The organism is Ramlibacter sp. GCM10027632, from assembly GCF_042675325.1.
Lineage (GTDB): Bacteria > Pseudomonadota > Gammaproteobacteria > Burkholderiales > Burkholderiaceae_C > Ramlibacter.
The window spans coordinates 96,283-110,269 of sequence record NZ_JBHTGW010000003.1 but is presented as its reverse complement, the minus strand read 5'-3'; the positions used below and the strand labels follow the sequence as shown (position 1 = coordinate 110,269).

13 protein-coding genes and 1 pseudogene are annotated in these 13,987 nt (G+C 64.0%); 4 read left to right on the top strand and 10 right to left on the bottom strand.

The window, feature by feature from the left end:
- Positions 1–12: 12 nt before the first annotated feature.
- Positions 13–2,280, bottom strand: a complete 2,268-nt coding sequence (locus ACFQZY_RS06510; protein WP_377414135.1) for an Orn/Lys/Arg decarboxylase N-terminal domain-containing protein — start codon at positions 2,278–2,280, stop codon at positions 13–15.
- 89 nt (positions 2,281–2,369) lie between these two features.
- Complete coding sequence (locus tag ACFQZY_RS06505; RefSeq protein ID WP_377414132.1) at positions 2,370–3,980, bottom strand: hypothetical protein; 1,611 nt, start codon at positions 3,978–3,980, stop codon at positions 2,370–2,372.
- Positions 3,981–4,348: 368 nt separating this feature from the next.
- Here ACFQZY_RS06505 and ACFQZY_RS06500 point away from each other — a divergent pair, with 368 nt between their 5' ends.
- Positions 4,349–4,537: a hypothetical protein gene (locus ACFQZY_RS06500; RefSeq protein WP_377414130.1), complete on the top strand. Its 189-nt coding sequence runs from the start codon at positions 4,349–4,351 to the stop codon at positions 4,535–4,537.
- Between the two features lie 376 nt (positions 4,538–4,913).
- On the opposite strand, the pseudogene ACFQZY_RS06495 reads toward ACFQZY_RS06500, so the two are convergent.
- The 4 genes and pseudogenes from ACFQZY_RS06495 to ACFQZY_RS06480 all read right to left on the bottom strand — a co-directional run bounded on the left by ACFQZY_RS06495 (position 4,914) and on the right by ACFQZY_RS06480 (position 7,817).
- A pseudogene (locus ACFQZY_RS06495) lies at positions 4,914–5,939 on the bottom strand (CaiB/BaiF CoA transferase family protein).
- Positions 5,940–5,976: 37 nt separating this feature from the next.
- Positions 5,977–6,777 (bottom strand): SDR family NAD(P)-dependent oxidoreductase, encoded by an 801-nt coding sequence (locus ACFQZY_RS06490; RefSeq protein WP_377414128.1) that lies wholly within the window; start codon positions 6,775–6,777, stop codon positions 5,977–5,979.
- A gap of 547 nt (positions 6,778–7,324) precedes the next feature.
- Entirely contained in the window at positions 7,325–7,582 is a 258-nt protein-coding gene (locus tag ACFQZY_RS06485) for a hypothetical protein (protein ID WP_377414126.1), read from the bottom strand.
- Positions 7,572–7,817, bottom strand: coding sequence for a hypothetical protein (locus ACFQZY_RS06480; RefSeq protein WP_377414123.1), 246 nt, complete (start codon positions 7,815–7,817; stop codon positions 7,572–7,574). Before ACFQZY_RS06480 ends, ACFQZY_RS06485 begins: the two co-directional genes overlap by 11 nt.
- A 311-nt stretch (positions 7,818–8,128) precedes the next feature.
- On the opposite strand from ACFQZY_RS06480, the gene ACFQZY_RS06475 reads away from it, so the two are divergent.
- From ACFQZY_RS06475 to ACFQZY_RS06465, 3 genes are all read left to right on the top strand, one after another.
- Positions 8,129–8,476, top strand: coding sequence for a hypothetical protein (locus ACFQZY_RS06475; protein ID WP_377414121.1), 348 nt, complete (start codon positions 8,129–8,131; stop codon positions 8,474–8,476).
- 1,137 nt (positions 8,477–9,613) lie between these two features.
- Entirely contained in the window at positions 9,614–9,778 is a 165-nt protein-coding gene (locus ACFQZY_RS06470) for a hypothetical protein (protein ID WP_377414119.1), read from the top strand.
- Between the two features lie 35 nt (positions 9,779–9,813).
- Complete coding sequence (locus tag ACFQZY_RS06465; RefSeq protein WP_377414116.1) at positions 9,814–10,149, top strand: hypothetical protein; 336 nt, start codon at positions 9,814–9,816, stop codon at positions 10,147–10,149.
- An 11-nt stretch (positions 10,150–10,160) separates the two neighbouring features.
- Here the strand turns inward: ACFQZY_RS06465 and ACFQZY_RS06460 are convergent, their stop codons facing one another.
- The 4 genes from ACFQZY_RS06460 to ACFQZY_RS06445 form a co-directional block, all read right to left on the bottom strand.
- Positions 10,161–10,829 (bottom strand): hypothetical protein, encoded by a 669-nt coding sequence (locus tag ACFQZY_RS06460; protein WP_377414113.1) that lies wholly within the window; start codon positions 10,827–10,829, stop codon positions 10,161–10,163.
- A gap of 310 nt (positions 10,830–11,139) precedes the next feature.
- Positions 11,140–12,375 carry a VapE domain-containing protein gene (locus ACFQZY_RS06455; RefSeq protein WP_377414111.1) on the bottom strand — a complete coding sequence of 412 codons (1,236 nt, stop codon included), beginning with the start codon at positions 12,373–12,375 and terminating at the stop codon, positions 11,140–11,142.
- 200 nt (positions 12,376–12,575) lie between these two features.
- Entirely contained in the window at positions 12,576–13,598 is a 1,023-nt protein-coding gene (locus tag ACFQZY_RS06450) for a hypothetical protein (protein ID WP_377414110.1), read from the bottom strand.
- Positions 13,599–13,641: 43 nt separating this feature from the next.
- Entirely contained in the window at positions 13,642–13,968 is a 327-nt protein-coding gene (locus ACFQZY_RS06445; RefSeq protein WP_377414107.1) for a hypothetical protein, read from the bottom strand.
- Between the last annotated feature and the right edge of the window lie 19 nt (positions 13,969–13,987).

Here is a 13,987-nt window from a genome sequence, read left to right as displayed (position 1 = left end):
GGGCGCGAAGGTTCAGTCGGCCTTCACGCAGTCCGCGAAGTACGCCGGCTTGCCGTCCTCCCCCACCTCCTCCACCAGTCCGTGGATGTCGGTCTCGAAGCCCGGGCACTGGGCGTTGAACTCGCGCGAGAACTTGAGGTAGTCGACGATCTTCTTGTTGAACACCTCGCCCGGAATCAGCAGCGGGATGCCGGGCGGGTACGGGGTGATCAGCGAGGTGGTGATGCGGCCCTCCAGGTCGTCGATCGCCACCCGCTCGGTCTTGCGGTGGGCGATGTAGGCGAAGGCATCGCTGGGCTTCATCGCCGGGGTCAGCGGCGAGGTGTAGATCTCGGTCGTCAGGCGCGCCACGTCGTACTTGGCGTACATCTCGTGCACGTGCTGGCACAGGTCGGCCAGGCCCATGCGCTCGTAGCGCGGGTGCTGCTGGCAGAACTCCGGCATGATCCGCCACATCGGCTGGTTGCGCGCGTAGTCGTCCTTGAACTGCTGCAGCGCCGTGAGCATCGTGTTCCAGCGGCCCTTGGTGATGCCGATGGTGAACATGATGAAGAAGCTGTAGAGGCCGGTCTTCTCCACGATGATGCCGTGCTCCGCGAGGAAGCGGGTCACGATGGATGCCGGGATGCCGGTCTTGGCGAACTTGCCGTTCAGGTCGAGGCCGGGCGTGACGATGGTGGACTTGATCGGGTCCAGCATGTTGAAGCCGTCGGCCAGGCTGCCGAAGCCGTGCCATTTGGCGTCGCGTTCCTCGCCCTGGATGATCCAGTCGTCCGCGCGGCCGATACCGTCCTCGGCCAGGTGGTCCGGCCCCCAGACCTTGAACCACCAGTCGTCGCCGTATTCCTCGTCGACCTTGCGCATGGCGCGGCGGAAGTCCAGCGCCTCCAGGATGCTCTCCTCCACCAGCGCGGTGCCGCCGGGCGGCTCCATCATGGCCGCGGCCACGTCGCAGCTGGCGATGATGGCGTACTGCGGGCTGGTCGAGGTGTGCATCAGGTACGCCTCGTTGAACAGGTGCCGGTCCAGTTTGCGGTTCTGCGAGTCCTGCACCAGCACGTGGCTGGCCTGCGAGATGCCCGCCAGCAGCTTGTGGGTGGACTGGGTGGCGAAGGTCAGCGACTCGCGCGGGCGCGCCCGCTTCTTGCCCATGGCGTGGTACGGGCCGTAGAAGGGGTGGAAGGCGGCGTGCGGCAGCCAGGCCTCGTCGAAGTGCAGCGTGTCCACGTAGCCATCGAGCATGCCCTTGATGGTCTCGGTGTTGTAAAGCACGCCGTCGTAGGTGGACTGGGTCAGCGTCATCACGCGCGGCTTGACCGACTCGGGGTCCACCCCCTGCAGCAGCGGGTTGGCGGCGATCTTGGCCTTGATGGCGGCCGGCTCGAACTCGCTTTGCGGGATCGGGCCGATGATGCCGAAGTGGTTGCGCGTGGGGCGCATGAACACGGGGATGGCCCCGGTCATGATGATCGAGTGCAGGATCGACTTGTGGCAGTTGCGGTCCACCACCACCACGTCGCCCGGGGCCACCGTGTGGTGCCACACCATCTTGTTCGAGGTGGAGGTGCCGTTGGTGACGAAGAAGCAGTGGTCGGCGTTGAAGATGCGCGCGGCATTGCGCTCGCTGGCCGCCACGGGGCCGGTGTGGTCCAGCAGCTGGCCCAGTTCGTCCACCGCGTTGCACACGTCGGCGCGCAGCATGTTCTCGCCGAAGAACTGGTGGAACATCTGGCCGATCGGGCTCTTGAGGAAGGCCACGCCGCCGGAGTGGCCGGGGCAGTGCCAGGAGTAGGAGCCGTCCTCGGCGTAATCGAGCAGCGCCTTGAAGAACGGCGGCTGCACGCTCTCCAGGTAGCTCTTGGCCTCGCGGATGATGTGCTTGGCCACGAACTCCGGCGTGTCCTCGAACATGTGGATGAAGCCGTGAAGCTCCCGCAGGATGTCGTTGGGCAGGTGCCGGCTGGTCTTGGTCTCGCCGTAGATGTAGATCGGCACGTCGCTGTTCTTGCGGCGCACTTCCTCGATGAAGCTGCGCAGGTTCAGCACCGCAGGGTCGAGGTCGGGGCCGGGCGTGAACTCCTCGTCGTCGATCGACAGGATGAACGCGCTGGCGCGGCTTTGCTGCTGCGCGAACTGGGCCAGGTCACCGTAGCTGGTGACGCCTAGCACCTCGAAGCCCTCGGCCTCGATGGCCTGCGCCAAGGCGCGGATGCCCAGGCCCGAGGTGTTCTCGGAGCGGTAGTCTTCGTCGATGATGACGATGGGAAAGCGGAATTTCATGGGCGGGCCTTCGGGCGCTGGCGCAGCGAAAAAGTCGGGACGAAACGCGAAGTGTATGCAAATCGCGTGACGGTCCCGCGACGGAAGCGTCAGCGCCGTGCCGCGGCACCCGAAAGCGCGTCCGCGAGCCTGGCGGCCACCGCGTCGGCCAGGAGTGCCGCCTTGCGCAGCGCCACCGAGTTGCCGGACCAGGCCAGCGCGGAGAACTCCCGCAGGGCGCGCTCGCGCCCCTCGACGAAACTGCGCTGCTCCTGCGAGGGCTTGCGGCCCGGGATGGCCAGCCAGGCCCCCTCCTGGAAGCCGGCGAGGAAGCCGACGACCTCGGCCACCGCCCTCTCCTCGGCCTGGGCCTCCTGCTGCCTGCGCCAGGCCCCCACCCGGGCCGTCGAACGCTCCAGGGCCGCCTTCACGGCGGGGTCGGCCGCCGCGCCCCCCTTGGTCTCGACTTCCACACTCGACGCCCAGGCCGCCCGCAGGCCGCGATCCTCCTGCTCCAGGCGCTCGTCCGCCTCCTCGGCGATGCGCTCGACCTGGTCGGCCCAGAGGGGGGCGGCCTGCGTGAGGGTCATCCGCAGAAGGGTGTCCTGCGTGTCCCGCTTCAGGTGGGCCGCCGACCAGACGCCCACCCCCGCCGACTCACGCCCCTGCCGCAGCAGCACCAGGAACCCGAGCCACTCGGCATCCTGCGGTCCTTCACGGGCGAGGCGGGCATAAGGCGCCTGCAGGCGGGCCGGGTTGTCTGCGGCCATGAGGCGCAGGGCGCTGGCCGCGAGCGAGAGCTTCCGAAGGCTGCCCATGCCCTCGACCTGCAGCAGCTGGACGGGATCGCGCGCGAGCAGCCGCCCCAGGGTGTCGGGCCCGGAGGCCAGCACCCGGCGGGTATGCGGGCCGCCCGCCGCTGCCCGCCCGGGCACCGGCGCATCGGGCGCCGGGCCGCCGAGTTCCAGCGCGCACACGAGCATGGCGTGCAGTTCCTCGCCCTGGTCGCGGCGGGCGCCGTCGACCCAGGCCCGCAGCGGGTCCTTCAGCCGCAGCAGCGCGGGGCCGGGGCCGGCGTCCCGGCGCCGCTGCGGCGGGTCGGCCCGCCGCAGGCCGAGGGCCAGGGCGGCCGCGTCGAGGGCATCACCCCGCTGGGCGACGGGGGCCAGCAGGTCCTGCACCAGCGCCTGCATCGCGGCGTCGCGGGGCACGCCGGCCGCGGCCAGGGCGCCGGCCAGCACCTCGCCCAGGGCGGCGAGGACCGGCGCAGGAAGCCGGCCGGAGCGCACGACGAGCCCGTCGGCCAGGGCCTTCAGCGCCGGGGCCGGCGGCAGCGCCCGGTACGCATCGAGTGCGTTGGCGACGACGACAGCGAAGGTGCGGGGTTCGATCACGCCGCCGACGCCCAGGTCCAGGACGCCGTCGGCCAGCTTCGGGGGCAAGGCCGCGGCGGGCCCGGCGCCGTCTTCCTGAGGGAACAGGACGCGCCGGTGACGCTGCGGCAGCGGTGCGCCAGTCTCGGGCGGCGGGTCGACCGCGGCCCGCGCGGGTGACTTCAGCTCCGCGGCTTGCAAGGCGTTGCCCACGAGGCGGCCGTGCAGGCGGGCCGACGAGGCGCCGACCCGGCTGGACCGGATCTCCTGGCGCTGATGCGCGGCGCCCGGGGGCGTGACCGGGAGTGCCCCGGGCTTGGAATGGGAAGGGGGCGAGGATCGATCCATCGTGCGGGCACCCGCTGACGCAAAGCGGCCAGTGTCAGCAGCGGCGTCGCGTCGGTCGCCAGCCAAGGGACCGGCGGCGTCCCAGCAGGAACGAAGCGGCCGCGTGGGCAGGCGGCCCGTGTGGAAGCGGCAGTGCCTCGGCGCACGCCAGCCACGGGCGAGGCAGCGAGCAGGCAAAGGGCGGCCCCCCGCTGGGCGCCGCCGGGCATCCTGGCGAACGAGGCAGGGATCCCGGAAACCTGATGGGGCGCGGCGCTCCCCCGGTACTGCGGTGCGGCGTGCCTTCCGGCGCCTGTGGCGCCCAGGAAGCCACGATGCCGATAGGGTGTCTTCCTGGACCCACGAGGAATTGTCCTGGAGCCTACGCAATGACAACGAACTGCGACTGCAATGAGGCCGTCAACGCCCTGAGGGAAGTCCAGAAGCTGCTGGAGTCGTTACTCGCGCAAGCCGACGAGGTCACCGCCGAGGTGGGCGTCGAACCGACCGCGCAGGAGGCCCTGACCTGGGCCCTCGCCGAAGTCGAGACGATGGTTGCGCGCCGTTCCAGCCACTAGCCTCGAGCGGTTCCCCTTTCTCGCCAATTGCCCCATGGAGCAGGACTGATGAACAGCAGTCGAATGATGAAGGCTGCAAGGCGCGTGCCCCGGAGGCCATCCCACGCTGCGGCGCCTATGCCCGCTCCACGGGGCAGCCCTGCCAGAAGCCAGGAACAGGCGCTGGCGGGCGCTGCCGCCATCACGGCGGCGCCAGCACCGGCCGCCCACCAACGACGAGGCGACACACGAAACAAGGCCGTGATGCCGCTGATTGGTGTCGGCTACTGGTCGGCGTCATACGTGAGCTTCACGGTCGACCTGATGACGCCGCATGCTGGTTTCGGCCTGGCAGGCTCACGGCGCAGCGCGTCGAAGAACTGCTCGCGATCTACAGTCAACCGGCCGGACAACAAAGGAAGCGGGGCGGCGGTAACCATGAACTTCTCATGGAGGAGCGAACGACATCCAGCCAGTGCTGCGTGTCCTGCTTCGCCAAGACTTCCTCGACCTCGGCGTACAGCTCGTCAATGTGGGTCAGCCGCGTGGAGACGTCACGCAAGCGCGGGTCTTCAAAGAAATCTTTTTCCCGCCCCATGATCTGGAAAAAGCCCTGCCACTGACGGTCACTGTAGACCAGGGCGCTGATGTACCCATCCCGCGTGCGGTAGGGCCTGCGAAACGCTGACAATTGACGGGCGTGCCCGCCCCGGTCCAGCAGCGGCTCAAAGGTCAGCCCGCCCATGTGGTCGGCGAGGACAAAGGACACCAGGGTCTCGAACATGGGGATGTCGATGCGCTGGCCCAAGCCGCTGCTCTGGCGTTCGATCACCGCGGCCAGCATCACGCCCACGGCGCTCAAACCCGTGACACGGTCCGCGATCGCGTTGGGCACATAGCGCGGCGCCTCACCCGTGCTGCGGTGGAAAAGCGCCGCCAGGCCACTGACGCCCTGAATCAGGTCATCGTAGGCCGGCAGGGCCGCATACGCACCATCCTGGCCGCAACCGAAGACACCCGCATAGATCAACCGGGGATTGACCGCATGCACGGCCTCCCAGCCCAGGCCCAGCCGGATCATGGCTTGAGGACGGATGTGTTAGACCAGGATGTCCGCACCTTCAGCCAGGCGGAGCAATGCCTGGCGTCCGCGCTCCTTCTTCAGGTCCAGGGCGATGCTTCGCTTGCTTCGATTGCTGTTGAGAAACAGGGCCCCCATTCCCGGATGCCGCGACGGCCCCGCGCTGCGCAGCGTGTCGCCCTAGGGAGATTCGACCTTGATCACATTGGCCCCCATGTCACCCAGGGCCTGCATGCAAGATGGGCCCATGACGATGGAGGTCATGTCTAGGACAGTCAATCCATGCAAGGAGCCTGAGGTGCGGCCAGGCTTGTGGCGAGGTTCATTCGTATCGTCAGGCATGACTCGTTCCATGGGCGCTTGCGACTGCGGGTGACCCTCAGCGCGCAGTAACGCCACCGTCAACAACCAGTTCGCTGCCCGTCACAAAGGAGGAGGCCTCACTGGCGAGGTAGAGCACCGCAGATGCAACGTCTTCAGGCTGGCCCACCCGACCCAGGGGATAGGCCTGCCTGGCTATCCGGTGCCCTTCTACGATGTTGCCTCCGCCGCGAAGGCGGATGGCGGCCTGCCCCATGTCGGTCTCGACAATGCCAGGATGAACCGAATTGACGCGGATGCGCTGGGGCGCCAATTCCAGGGCGCAGGCTTTGCTGAACAGGTGTACCGCACCTTTGGACAAGCAATAGACCGATGCCCCCGCCGCGCCACGCAAACCCGCCACGGAAGACATGTTGATGATGGATGCGGTGCTGCGACTGCGCCGGACAGGATCGGCCAGCAGGGGCAAGGCCGCGCGCGTCCCAAGAAACACGCCCTCGATGTTCGGTCCGTTGACCCGACGCAAATCTTCCAGGGAGGTTTCCGCCAAAGGCTTGACCATGAACACGCCCGCGTTGTTGACCAGCACATCGAGGCCGCCCCATTGCGCACGGGCCAGGTCGATCACGCGCTGCCAGTCGTCCTCACGGGTGACATCCAGGGCGGCGCAATGCGCCATGAACCCCTCATCGCCAAGTGTCTCAGCGATACGCTGAGCACTCTTCGGGTTGAGATCGGTCACCAGCACCGCGGCCCCGGCACGCGCCAAAGATTGGCATATCTCCGCGCCGATGCCTTGGCCGCCACCTGTCACAAGGCAGGCGCGCCCCCTCAGGTCAAAACCGCGCGGGTATTGCATTGAAGCATCCCTATTCATAGCTGGGTCCTCGTGAAGCTCGCTGGAGACGTTGAGGGCATCAACGCATGCGAGTGTGATTCGGACCGCCTGGAAGGTCTGTTACTTGCGCGACTGGGCCAGAGAAAAAAGCGCGTCCGGATGGACGGTTAAAGGGCGCCCCGACCTGCTTGAATGGAGCTGCCGAGTGATTGCTGGGAAGCGACTTTACGGGCTCCTCTCAGGGCTGATGTCAGAACTCGGTCCGACACAGGCTCTGATCATTGCCAAACGACGGCATGCTGCTGGCAATCTGGAATTTTTGGGGTGCCAGAGACCCCTCAATCAGCCCAGTGGAACGACGCACCAACCAGATGAAGGTTGATGGGTACGATGAGGGGTGACTAATGAAAAACGCCCCGGAAGGGGCGTCTTTGCTTGTGACCTGGCGGGAGGGCGTCATTCCCATCATGCCTTGAAACCCGCATGAATGCTCGATCTCGCCCATACATGCACACCGCGTTACCCGCACTGTTACCCACAGGCCCTCGTCGCTTGGCACTCTCGATTGTCACGCCAGCCCCTTGGGGGGCCGCTTCATCCGGCGCAGCATCAGGTTGTCGCTCCTGACCCGATACACGGCCAGCGCCATCCCCGCGTGGCGCAACACCACGTAGCCCAGTCCCTTGAACGTGACGTAGCCGCTGGTGTCGTCCGGGTGCCCGGCGTCCGCCTCGCTGGCGAACCATGCCACCTTGGCCCGCCGCGTTAGATCGGCGCATACCTCCTCCGCTGGAGGCTTGAACACGTGAGTTTGTTCACGCGGCATGGCGCAACGCCTCCAGCTCGTCAAAAGCATCCTGAAGCTGGGGCACGTGCAGTCGCTGTATGGCGATCAGAGCCGCGTGCGCGGCGTCATCCAGGGCATGGCCGCAGCGGGCCAGTACGCCTTCAATCAGGGCGTCCACGGTTTGCGCCGTGTTGCCCTGGCTCTCCGTCGCCAACTCGCAAAGGTCGTCGTTGCTGATGTCGCGTATCAGGCTTGCCGTGTTGATGTGGCTCATTGGTTTTGGCTCACAGTTGATTGTGATTTAAATGTAGTTCATCAATCATAGTTTGTCAATGAAAATATTGGCTTTAAGATGGCCTGAATGTGCTTTTTCGTTCGCCGCGCTGTTCACCTCGGGCGCGATGTCCGCAAGGTGTGGACCCGATGCGACGTGCCCTATGTGTTTGGCACTGCGCGTGCCTTGCGACCCCGGGGGGTGGGGACCACGACCGAGACCCTCCCCCGTACCTTCACGACCGGCTCTTTGCGCGGAACCAAAGTTGGGGGCTTGCGTCGATCGGCCAGTCAAGTACGATACATGTCAAATTGAATGGCATCGTGAACTCAAACCCCAAAAAAGGTACCGTTGCTATTGCAAATTGCGAGTTGGTATTCGAGTGCCCCAGAGACTGGCACAAGCTGACGCTAACAGCCACTCAGGACGTGAGGTATTGCGAGGCATGCGCAAAAAACGTGACGCTGTGCAAAACCGATCAGCAACTCCAACAACTTGCGGGCGCTGGCGCGTGTGTGGCCATAGAGCAGCCCCCTGTTAAGACTTTCCAAAATCAGCGGATCAGGATGGGGCTGCCACCGATGAGCGCAAAGGCAAAAGCATTCATCGAGGGTCTCGGCGATCTTAATTTTCCGCCGGACAAGAAGGATCTGCACTGAGTCGGAGCACGCGGAGCAGCGATGAATCGCTTTAGAGACACGAGCGAATCAAGTGGCCGACTGAGTTTCGAAGCTTGACCCTCTAAATGTTAAGGTTAGCATGCATATGAGGATTTTTAGTTCATTGTCAATTATTGGCGTCGCTGCGAGCCTGATGGGCAGTGCAAACTTGGCGAATGCGCAGTCTTCGGGATCGGTCAATCTAGTCTGTCGCGGCGCTCTTCCCTCGAAATTCGACGGCAGGGAGAAAGAGACAACCAACATTGAGGGAAGCAGCTTGAAGCTTGATTTGCAAGACCGTAAGGTGCGAATGCAGGGCTATCTTGGTGCGTGCATGAGTGATGAGGCCGCGCTAATCTCGGTCTCGGACGACTCGGTTTACTGGCAATGTCGGGGCGACAGTGAGTTGATCAGTTGGATGTCTAGTTTTACTCTAAATCGCCTTACTGGCGTCCTGCAAACGCGAGGCGTCTTGTCAACCAAGAACCCCGATCAAGCGGGATGGAGACACTCATACACCAGCGGTGAGATCCGATGTGAAATCGCGAGTCGACTGTTTTGATTGGCCGCTGGATGACTTTAGAGCTTTTATGATTAGCGGGACCTGACTGAGGATTTCCTGTTCCGTGGAGCGACACGAATAGGCACTGGAGGCATCAGACGTGGGGCCGGATAGGCGGTGTAAACCTTCTGGGCCGAGGCGATCTGCAGGGTGCTGCATATCGCCCCTTCGTCCTGCTCCTGTTTGGGTTGACCCAGCCAAATTTAATCGTCAAACTGACAAGCGACAGTCAATTGGGACTGTCTAACTCAAACATCGTCCTCGCGTCCTCGAAAGGGTTCAAGATGAAGAAGCTTGTTATTGCCTGCGTTCTGATCGTCTCCTCCATTTCCGCTGCTCTGGCTGCTTGCCCGCCCGGGACGCGCTACCAGTGCTGGCCGACACCTAGCGGCAAGCAGCAATGCGGCTGTTTCTAAACTGCTGAAGCGGATTTACCATCAGAGCCGGCGTATATGCCGGCTCGTTTTCAGAGCTTGCAGACTACTGAAGCCTCAGGGCGAAGTCTTCTGTGCGCGAGCAGCCTAGGCGGGTAATAGACCGTCGAATCAATGTGATTACATTTTTAAAGTAATCCTATGCAGCAGACCAAGCAGGATCGGCTCAAAGAGAAGTTTCGCAAGCGGATCGAGGCGCGAATCCAGGCGCTGGCGGCCAAGGGCCCGTCCAAGGCCAAACCTCGGGTGTGGGCGGACAAAAAGGAGGATCTGGTTCCGTTCGTCCTATCGAAGCCCGCGCAGTAGAGGCACCGATCCGGCCGTTTGAAGCGAACACATCCATGAATAACCCGCCAACCATCGGCGCAGCCACGGTCACGAACTGCAAGTTCGAGTACGAGTGCCCAAAGGACTGGTTCAAGCTGATGCCCACCGATCCGATCCCCTGCGACCGGCGGCATTCACGAAAGACGCAGATGACACCCAAGCAGCAAAGCGAGCAGCGCAAGCGGGTAATGGAGCAGCGAAGCAAGGCGGCCGAGGCGCATCGGGCTCAACTGCTGCCGGGGGCCAAGGTCAAAGTTTGGGCGGATCGCGCAGAGGACTTGATTCCTTTCACGCTATCGCAAGACGCGGCCAATCCGACTTCCCCCGAGGATCGGAAAGAACCAGACTAGCCGCGCGAGGCTCAGAATTGCCAGCGCTTCTTACGCGGCTTCCGGCGCGTGTCGTACTGGATCGGCACGTCGCGCAAATACGCCGCCGCCTGTTGTAGGTCTCGTTCGAACTCCAGCACCACGCTGGGCCAATTCGTCAACGTGATCCAGTTGCACAGCTCTCCCATGTGGTCAACAAACAACGTCAGCACTTCGCCGGCTACGGCCGGGGCTTGGCCCCGGCCATTGACAAGGTAGGCCGCTTCGAGCCGCGGCCGGAAATCCGCTTCGAACTCGTTGCAGTGCTGACGGATGCGGTTTCGTTCTGCCGCCGAGACTCCGGCCTCTACGAGGCCGTCATACAGCGCCTGTAATCCACGGCAGTACCGCCAGCCGAAGGTTTTCGCCACGTGCCGCAGTGCAGTGCGAGGGCGCTCGCGGGTCGCGTAGCCGGGCTCCCTGCCACATAGGCACCATGCGGCGGAACTTAGCGCGCGACCGACGTCGTTGAAGTGGTACATCGCGTCGGACCCGGCGGGCTCCATGCCGGTCTCCGTGTATCGCTCGCGGCGCCAGTCGCGGTACAGGTCGATTCTGCGCAGGGGGTCGTCGGGGACTTCTCGCAGGTGGGCGGCATATTCGTCGTCTGTGCGTTTGGCGCGGGCGCTCTTGTCGTACTCGGCGGGGATGGGGTGGATCATGGCTGGGTGCCTGTCAGGTGAGGTTGGAAAAGCGGGGTTGTGGTTGTCCGCGCGCCGTCGCGCTATGCGGCAACTGGGCGGCGGCATCGCGTGGGTGTTAGGCACCTAACAGTGCCGCAGTGCCACCAGTGCCGTGTTTTCCTAACCTTTCCTATTTTTATTTTTCCCATGTTTTTGATAGTTGATAACTACGTGACCCTGCAACCGGCATATTTCGCTCCAATCCCCTCTGAAAATCATGATTCGGGGCACAGTGCCACCCCACTCAGAAGGTGGCCCTGGCGCGGCACTGAAGGTGCCCCTTTGCCAATCAGTAAGCCATCTTTTTGGGGACTGCCAGCAGCCGCAGACCGTTAGCGCGACGGTCCAGCAGTGCCACCTCGCCCGGATTTCGCAGAAGGTGACCCTGTGCCGCCCACTGACTTTTGACGATATGCGCGGTCCTTGTCGCTTCCGATTTCTTCGGGTTCGGAATGCCGACTGCCTCACAGATTCGGGTCGCCGTCATCCACAGTAGCCCCGGGTGGCTCGTGCGGTTCTCCGAGGTGAGTGTTGATAGGTCAACCGATTCCCAGTTGAATTTCGCCGCGATGCGCTCAGTCAATGGGTCCACGGTTTCATGCTGGCGGTTGGCCGCGTTGATTGCGGTCAACAGGTCCGGCTCCAAGTTCCACCGCTCCCCGCGCTGATACAGGTGGAGGTACTGCGCCCAGACCTGTTGCATAACCTCCGGGGCCAGGGTGAGACAGCGGACCACCGCGATGACCCAGAATCGACGGTTGCCCGTTTCATCGACCAGGAAGCCCGATCCGTTCACCGTGCCCACGAAGACCGTGCGCCGCTTGAAGAAGGACGCGCGCCGCGCATACGGCAGTCTCACCTCGTCGATGTTATTGGTCAGGAAGCCCTTGAACTGGGCGATGTCGGCCTTGCGCATGGTCCCATCAAGCTCTCCCACCTCGGTGACGAATGCACCCGTGGCGCGGAGGATGGAATCCTTGTCCGATGGGTCGATGGTCACGCCCTCCGCCACAGCCCCCGGCAACGGCACGAGGTGTCGCACCCACCAAGTCTTCCCCACGTGTTGCGTACCCGCGATGACCAGCATCCCCGCCGCCGTGACGCCCTCCGGCTCCATCAGCGCGCCGACTCCTTGAAGCATCCATTTATGCAGAAGGCGGTGCGCCAGCGTTGCGGTTTCCGGGTCTTCCAGTTCTAGCGTGGCGGCGAACAGCGCCCGGCGGTCAACTCCGTCCCACGGCACTGCCGTGATCCAGTCCCGGACGGGGTGATACGGAGCCTGCCTTGCCAGAGCATCGACCAGTTCGGGCACGTTCTCGCGGTTCAATCCGTTTCGAACCGCCGCGTCACCAAGCAGGGTTAGCGCGGTGTTGGGGTCGTCATCTCGGGGCGAAATCAGACCGTTCTTGAACAACTCGGTGCGATGCGGCATCTCGTTGTAGGTCGCTCTCCAGCCTTCTAGGGCCATCAGCGCCGCGAGGTTGGGCGAGGTTGTCAGCGGCTTGATCTTCTGGCCGTCTCGCATTTGCCAATCCGGCAGGTGCGCTTCAAGAACCGCACGGGCAATTGGAGCAACCCGGCCACCCGGAGCAGGGATCACCCGCAAGGGATTGAGTACGACCTCCGAGGGTTGCTCGGCCGGTGGAGGTGCGGCCCCTGGTGCAGTCCCCGATGCGACCGCGCCAAGCATGTGTGGGGCCTTTCTGTAATTGAAGGGGCTGACACTCATCGTGCAATCCCCCCGTACAGACAGTCGGGGCAAGGAGATCGCTCACCCCAGGCACGGTGCCATGCCTCGCAACTCGGCGGCCCACCCGTGAAGCTGTCCATCTTGCGGTCTACCTCGCCCTGGTCGTAGTCGGGGTGCCCTTGGCTAATGGCGTGGCCCAACCCTTCACCTTCAACGGACAGGCGAGCCATTTGCAACGCCAGCAACCACGGTTGATAGGGGGTATCGGCTCCGCGATTTGCAATTGCCACGCGTAAAGCGGCGCAGTGCTTGATGACCTCCAGCATCGAGTAAGCCCTATGCCGGGGCGGCTCTGCGGCGCGGGCAACTCGACTGCGGGTGCCACTGCCCGGCGTGCTCTTGCCCGGCTCGTAGCCAAGTAAGCCGTCCAGCTCCTCCAGCGGGTAGATCGGGCCCGTGCGGTAAGCCTTGACCGTCTCGCCGGTTTTCTGGTGGATGGAGCCCGGCATTCGCATGATGCGCGCGGCGTCGGTTGTGATCGGCGCGTCGATATTCAGGGCGTTGCGCTCTGCGGTCCAAACAAAGGCGTCCGCGCGCCCCTGCCAGCTTTGGCGGTCCAGGTCCCGATCAAAGACGTGATACGCATGCGCCCCGCCTGAGCCTGTGAGCAGCACTATCGTGGGGATCAGGCCAGTGGACTTGGCGAACGCCCCCAGTGCCGCCTTGGTGTGATCCTCGCTGGCATGCCCATTCGCTTTGTTGGGGCCTTCAAGATCAGCCCATATGCAACGCAGGGAGTGAACCAACCCGCGCAGTCGCTGGCGTTTGCCGTTCGGGTGCGGGTGGAATGTGGCGGGGGTGAAGTAGCCCCCGTGCTGGCCCTGCGTGACCCGTTGAATGAGCGGGTTTGTTGCCTCCCCATCTTCCGGCCAGAAGTGGCGGGTAAGTTGGCCATCAGGGCCCGGCTGCACGGCGCAGCCCTTTAGATCGCCGGAGTCTTCGCCCCGGACAATGTGCAGGAATTCGATCCCCGGCACTTCGTCAGTAAAATCCAGCATGTAACGTCCTTTGCCCCGCCCCTGTTGGCGGGGCTTTTTGTTTTCAGGGAGCCTTGAGGGCTGTACTAGGGGTAATGAGGGCCGCAAGCCGTTTCGCGCTTGGCGATGACTCGTAGGCGATGCGCCGCTTCTCGCTCGCGATGCGTCGTTCAAGGTCCGCCACCTCGTTGCTCAGGATGGCGTGCACCTGTCTCAGCGCCTCCGCGCCCTTCACAGCTTCGGTGATGCTCAGGCGCACCCCGTGTTCATTTGTGGCCTCTCCGTTCGCCGCGGCCACAATCAAATCCGTGAGGGCGTTGATCGCCGCGTCGGACTTTTCTAGCGCGATGCGCTTTTCAGCGAGACGTGCCTGGAGTGCATCGAGATTCATGCCTCGATTCCGGCAGTGG

Coding starts and splice junctions, on each gene's coding strand:
- ACFQZY_RS06480 (WP_377414123.1), bottom strand. CDS start 7,817: ATGAGCCACATCAACACGGCAAGCCTGATACGCGACATCAGCAACGAC.
- ACFQZY_RS06485 (WP_377414126.1), bottom strand. CDS start 7,582: ATGCCGCGTGAACAAACTCACGTGTTCAAGCCTCCAGCGGAGGAGGTA.
- ACFQZY_RS06465 (WP_377414116.1), top strand. CDS start 9,814: ATGAATAACCCGCCAACCATCGGCGCAGCCACGGTCACGAACTGCAAG.
- ACFQZY_RS06500 (WP_377414130.1), top strand. CDS start 4,349: ATGACAACGAACTGCGACTGCAATGAGGCCGTCAACGCCCTGAGGGAA.
- ACFQZY_RS06450 (WP_377414110.1), bottom strand. CDS start 13,598: ATGCTGGATTTTACTGACGAAGTGCCGGGGATCGAATTCCTGCACATT.
- ACFQZY_RS06505 (WP_377414132.1), bottom strand. CDS start 3,980: ATGGATCGATCCTCGCCCCCTTCCCATTCCAAGCCCGGGGCACTCCCG.
- ACFQZY_RS06470 (WP_377414119.1), top strand. CDS start 9,614: ATGCAGCAGACCAAGCAGGATCGGCTCAAAGAGAAGTTTCGCAAGCGG.
- ACFQZY_RS06445 (WP_377414107.1), bottom strand. CDS start 13,968: ATGAATCTCGATGCACTCCAGGCACGTCTCGCTGAAAAGCGCATCGCG.
- ACFQZY_RS06510 (WP_377414135.1), bottom strand. CDS start 2,280: ATGAAATTCCGCTTTCCCATCGTCATCATCGACGAAGACTACCGCTCC.
- ACFQZY_RS06490 (WP_377414128.1), bottom strand. CDS start 6,777: ATGCAATACCCGCGCGGTTTTGACCTGAGGGGGCGCGCCTGCCTTGTG.
- ACFQZY_RS06455 (WP_377414111.1), bottom strand. CDS start 12,375: ATGCGAGACGGCCAGAAGATCAAGCCGCTGACAACCTCGCCCAACCTC.
- ACFQZY_RS06460 (WP_377414113.1), bottom strand. CDS start 10,829: ATGATCCACCCCATCCCCGCCGAGTACGACAAGAGCGCCCGCGCCAAA.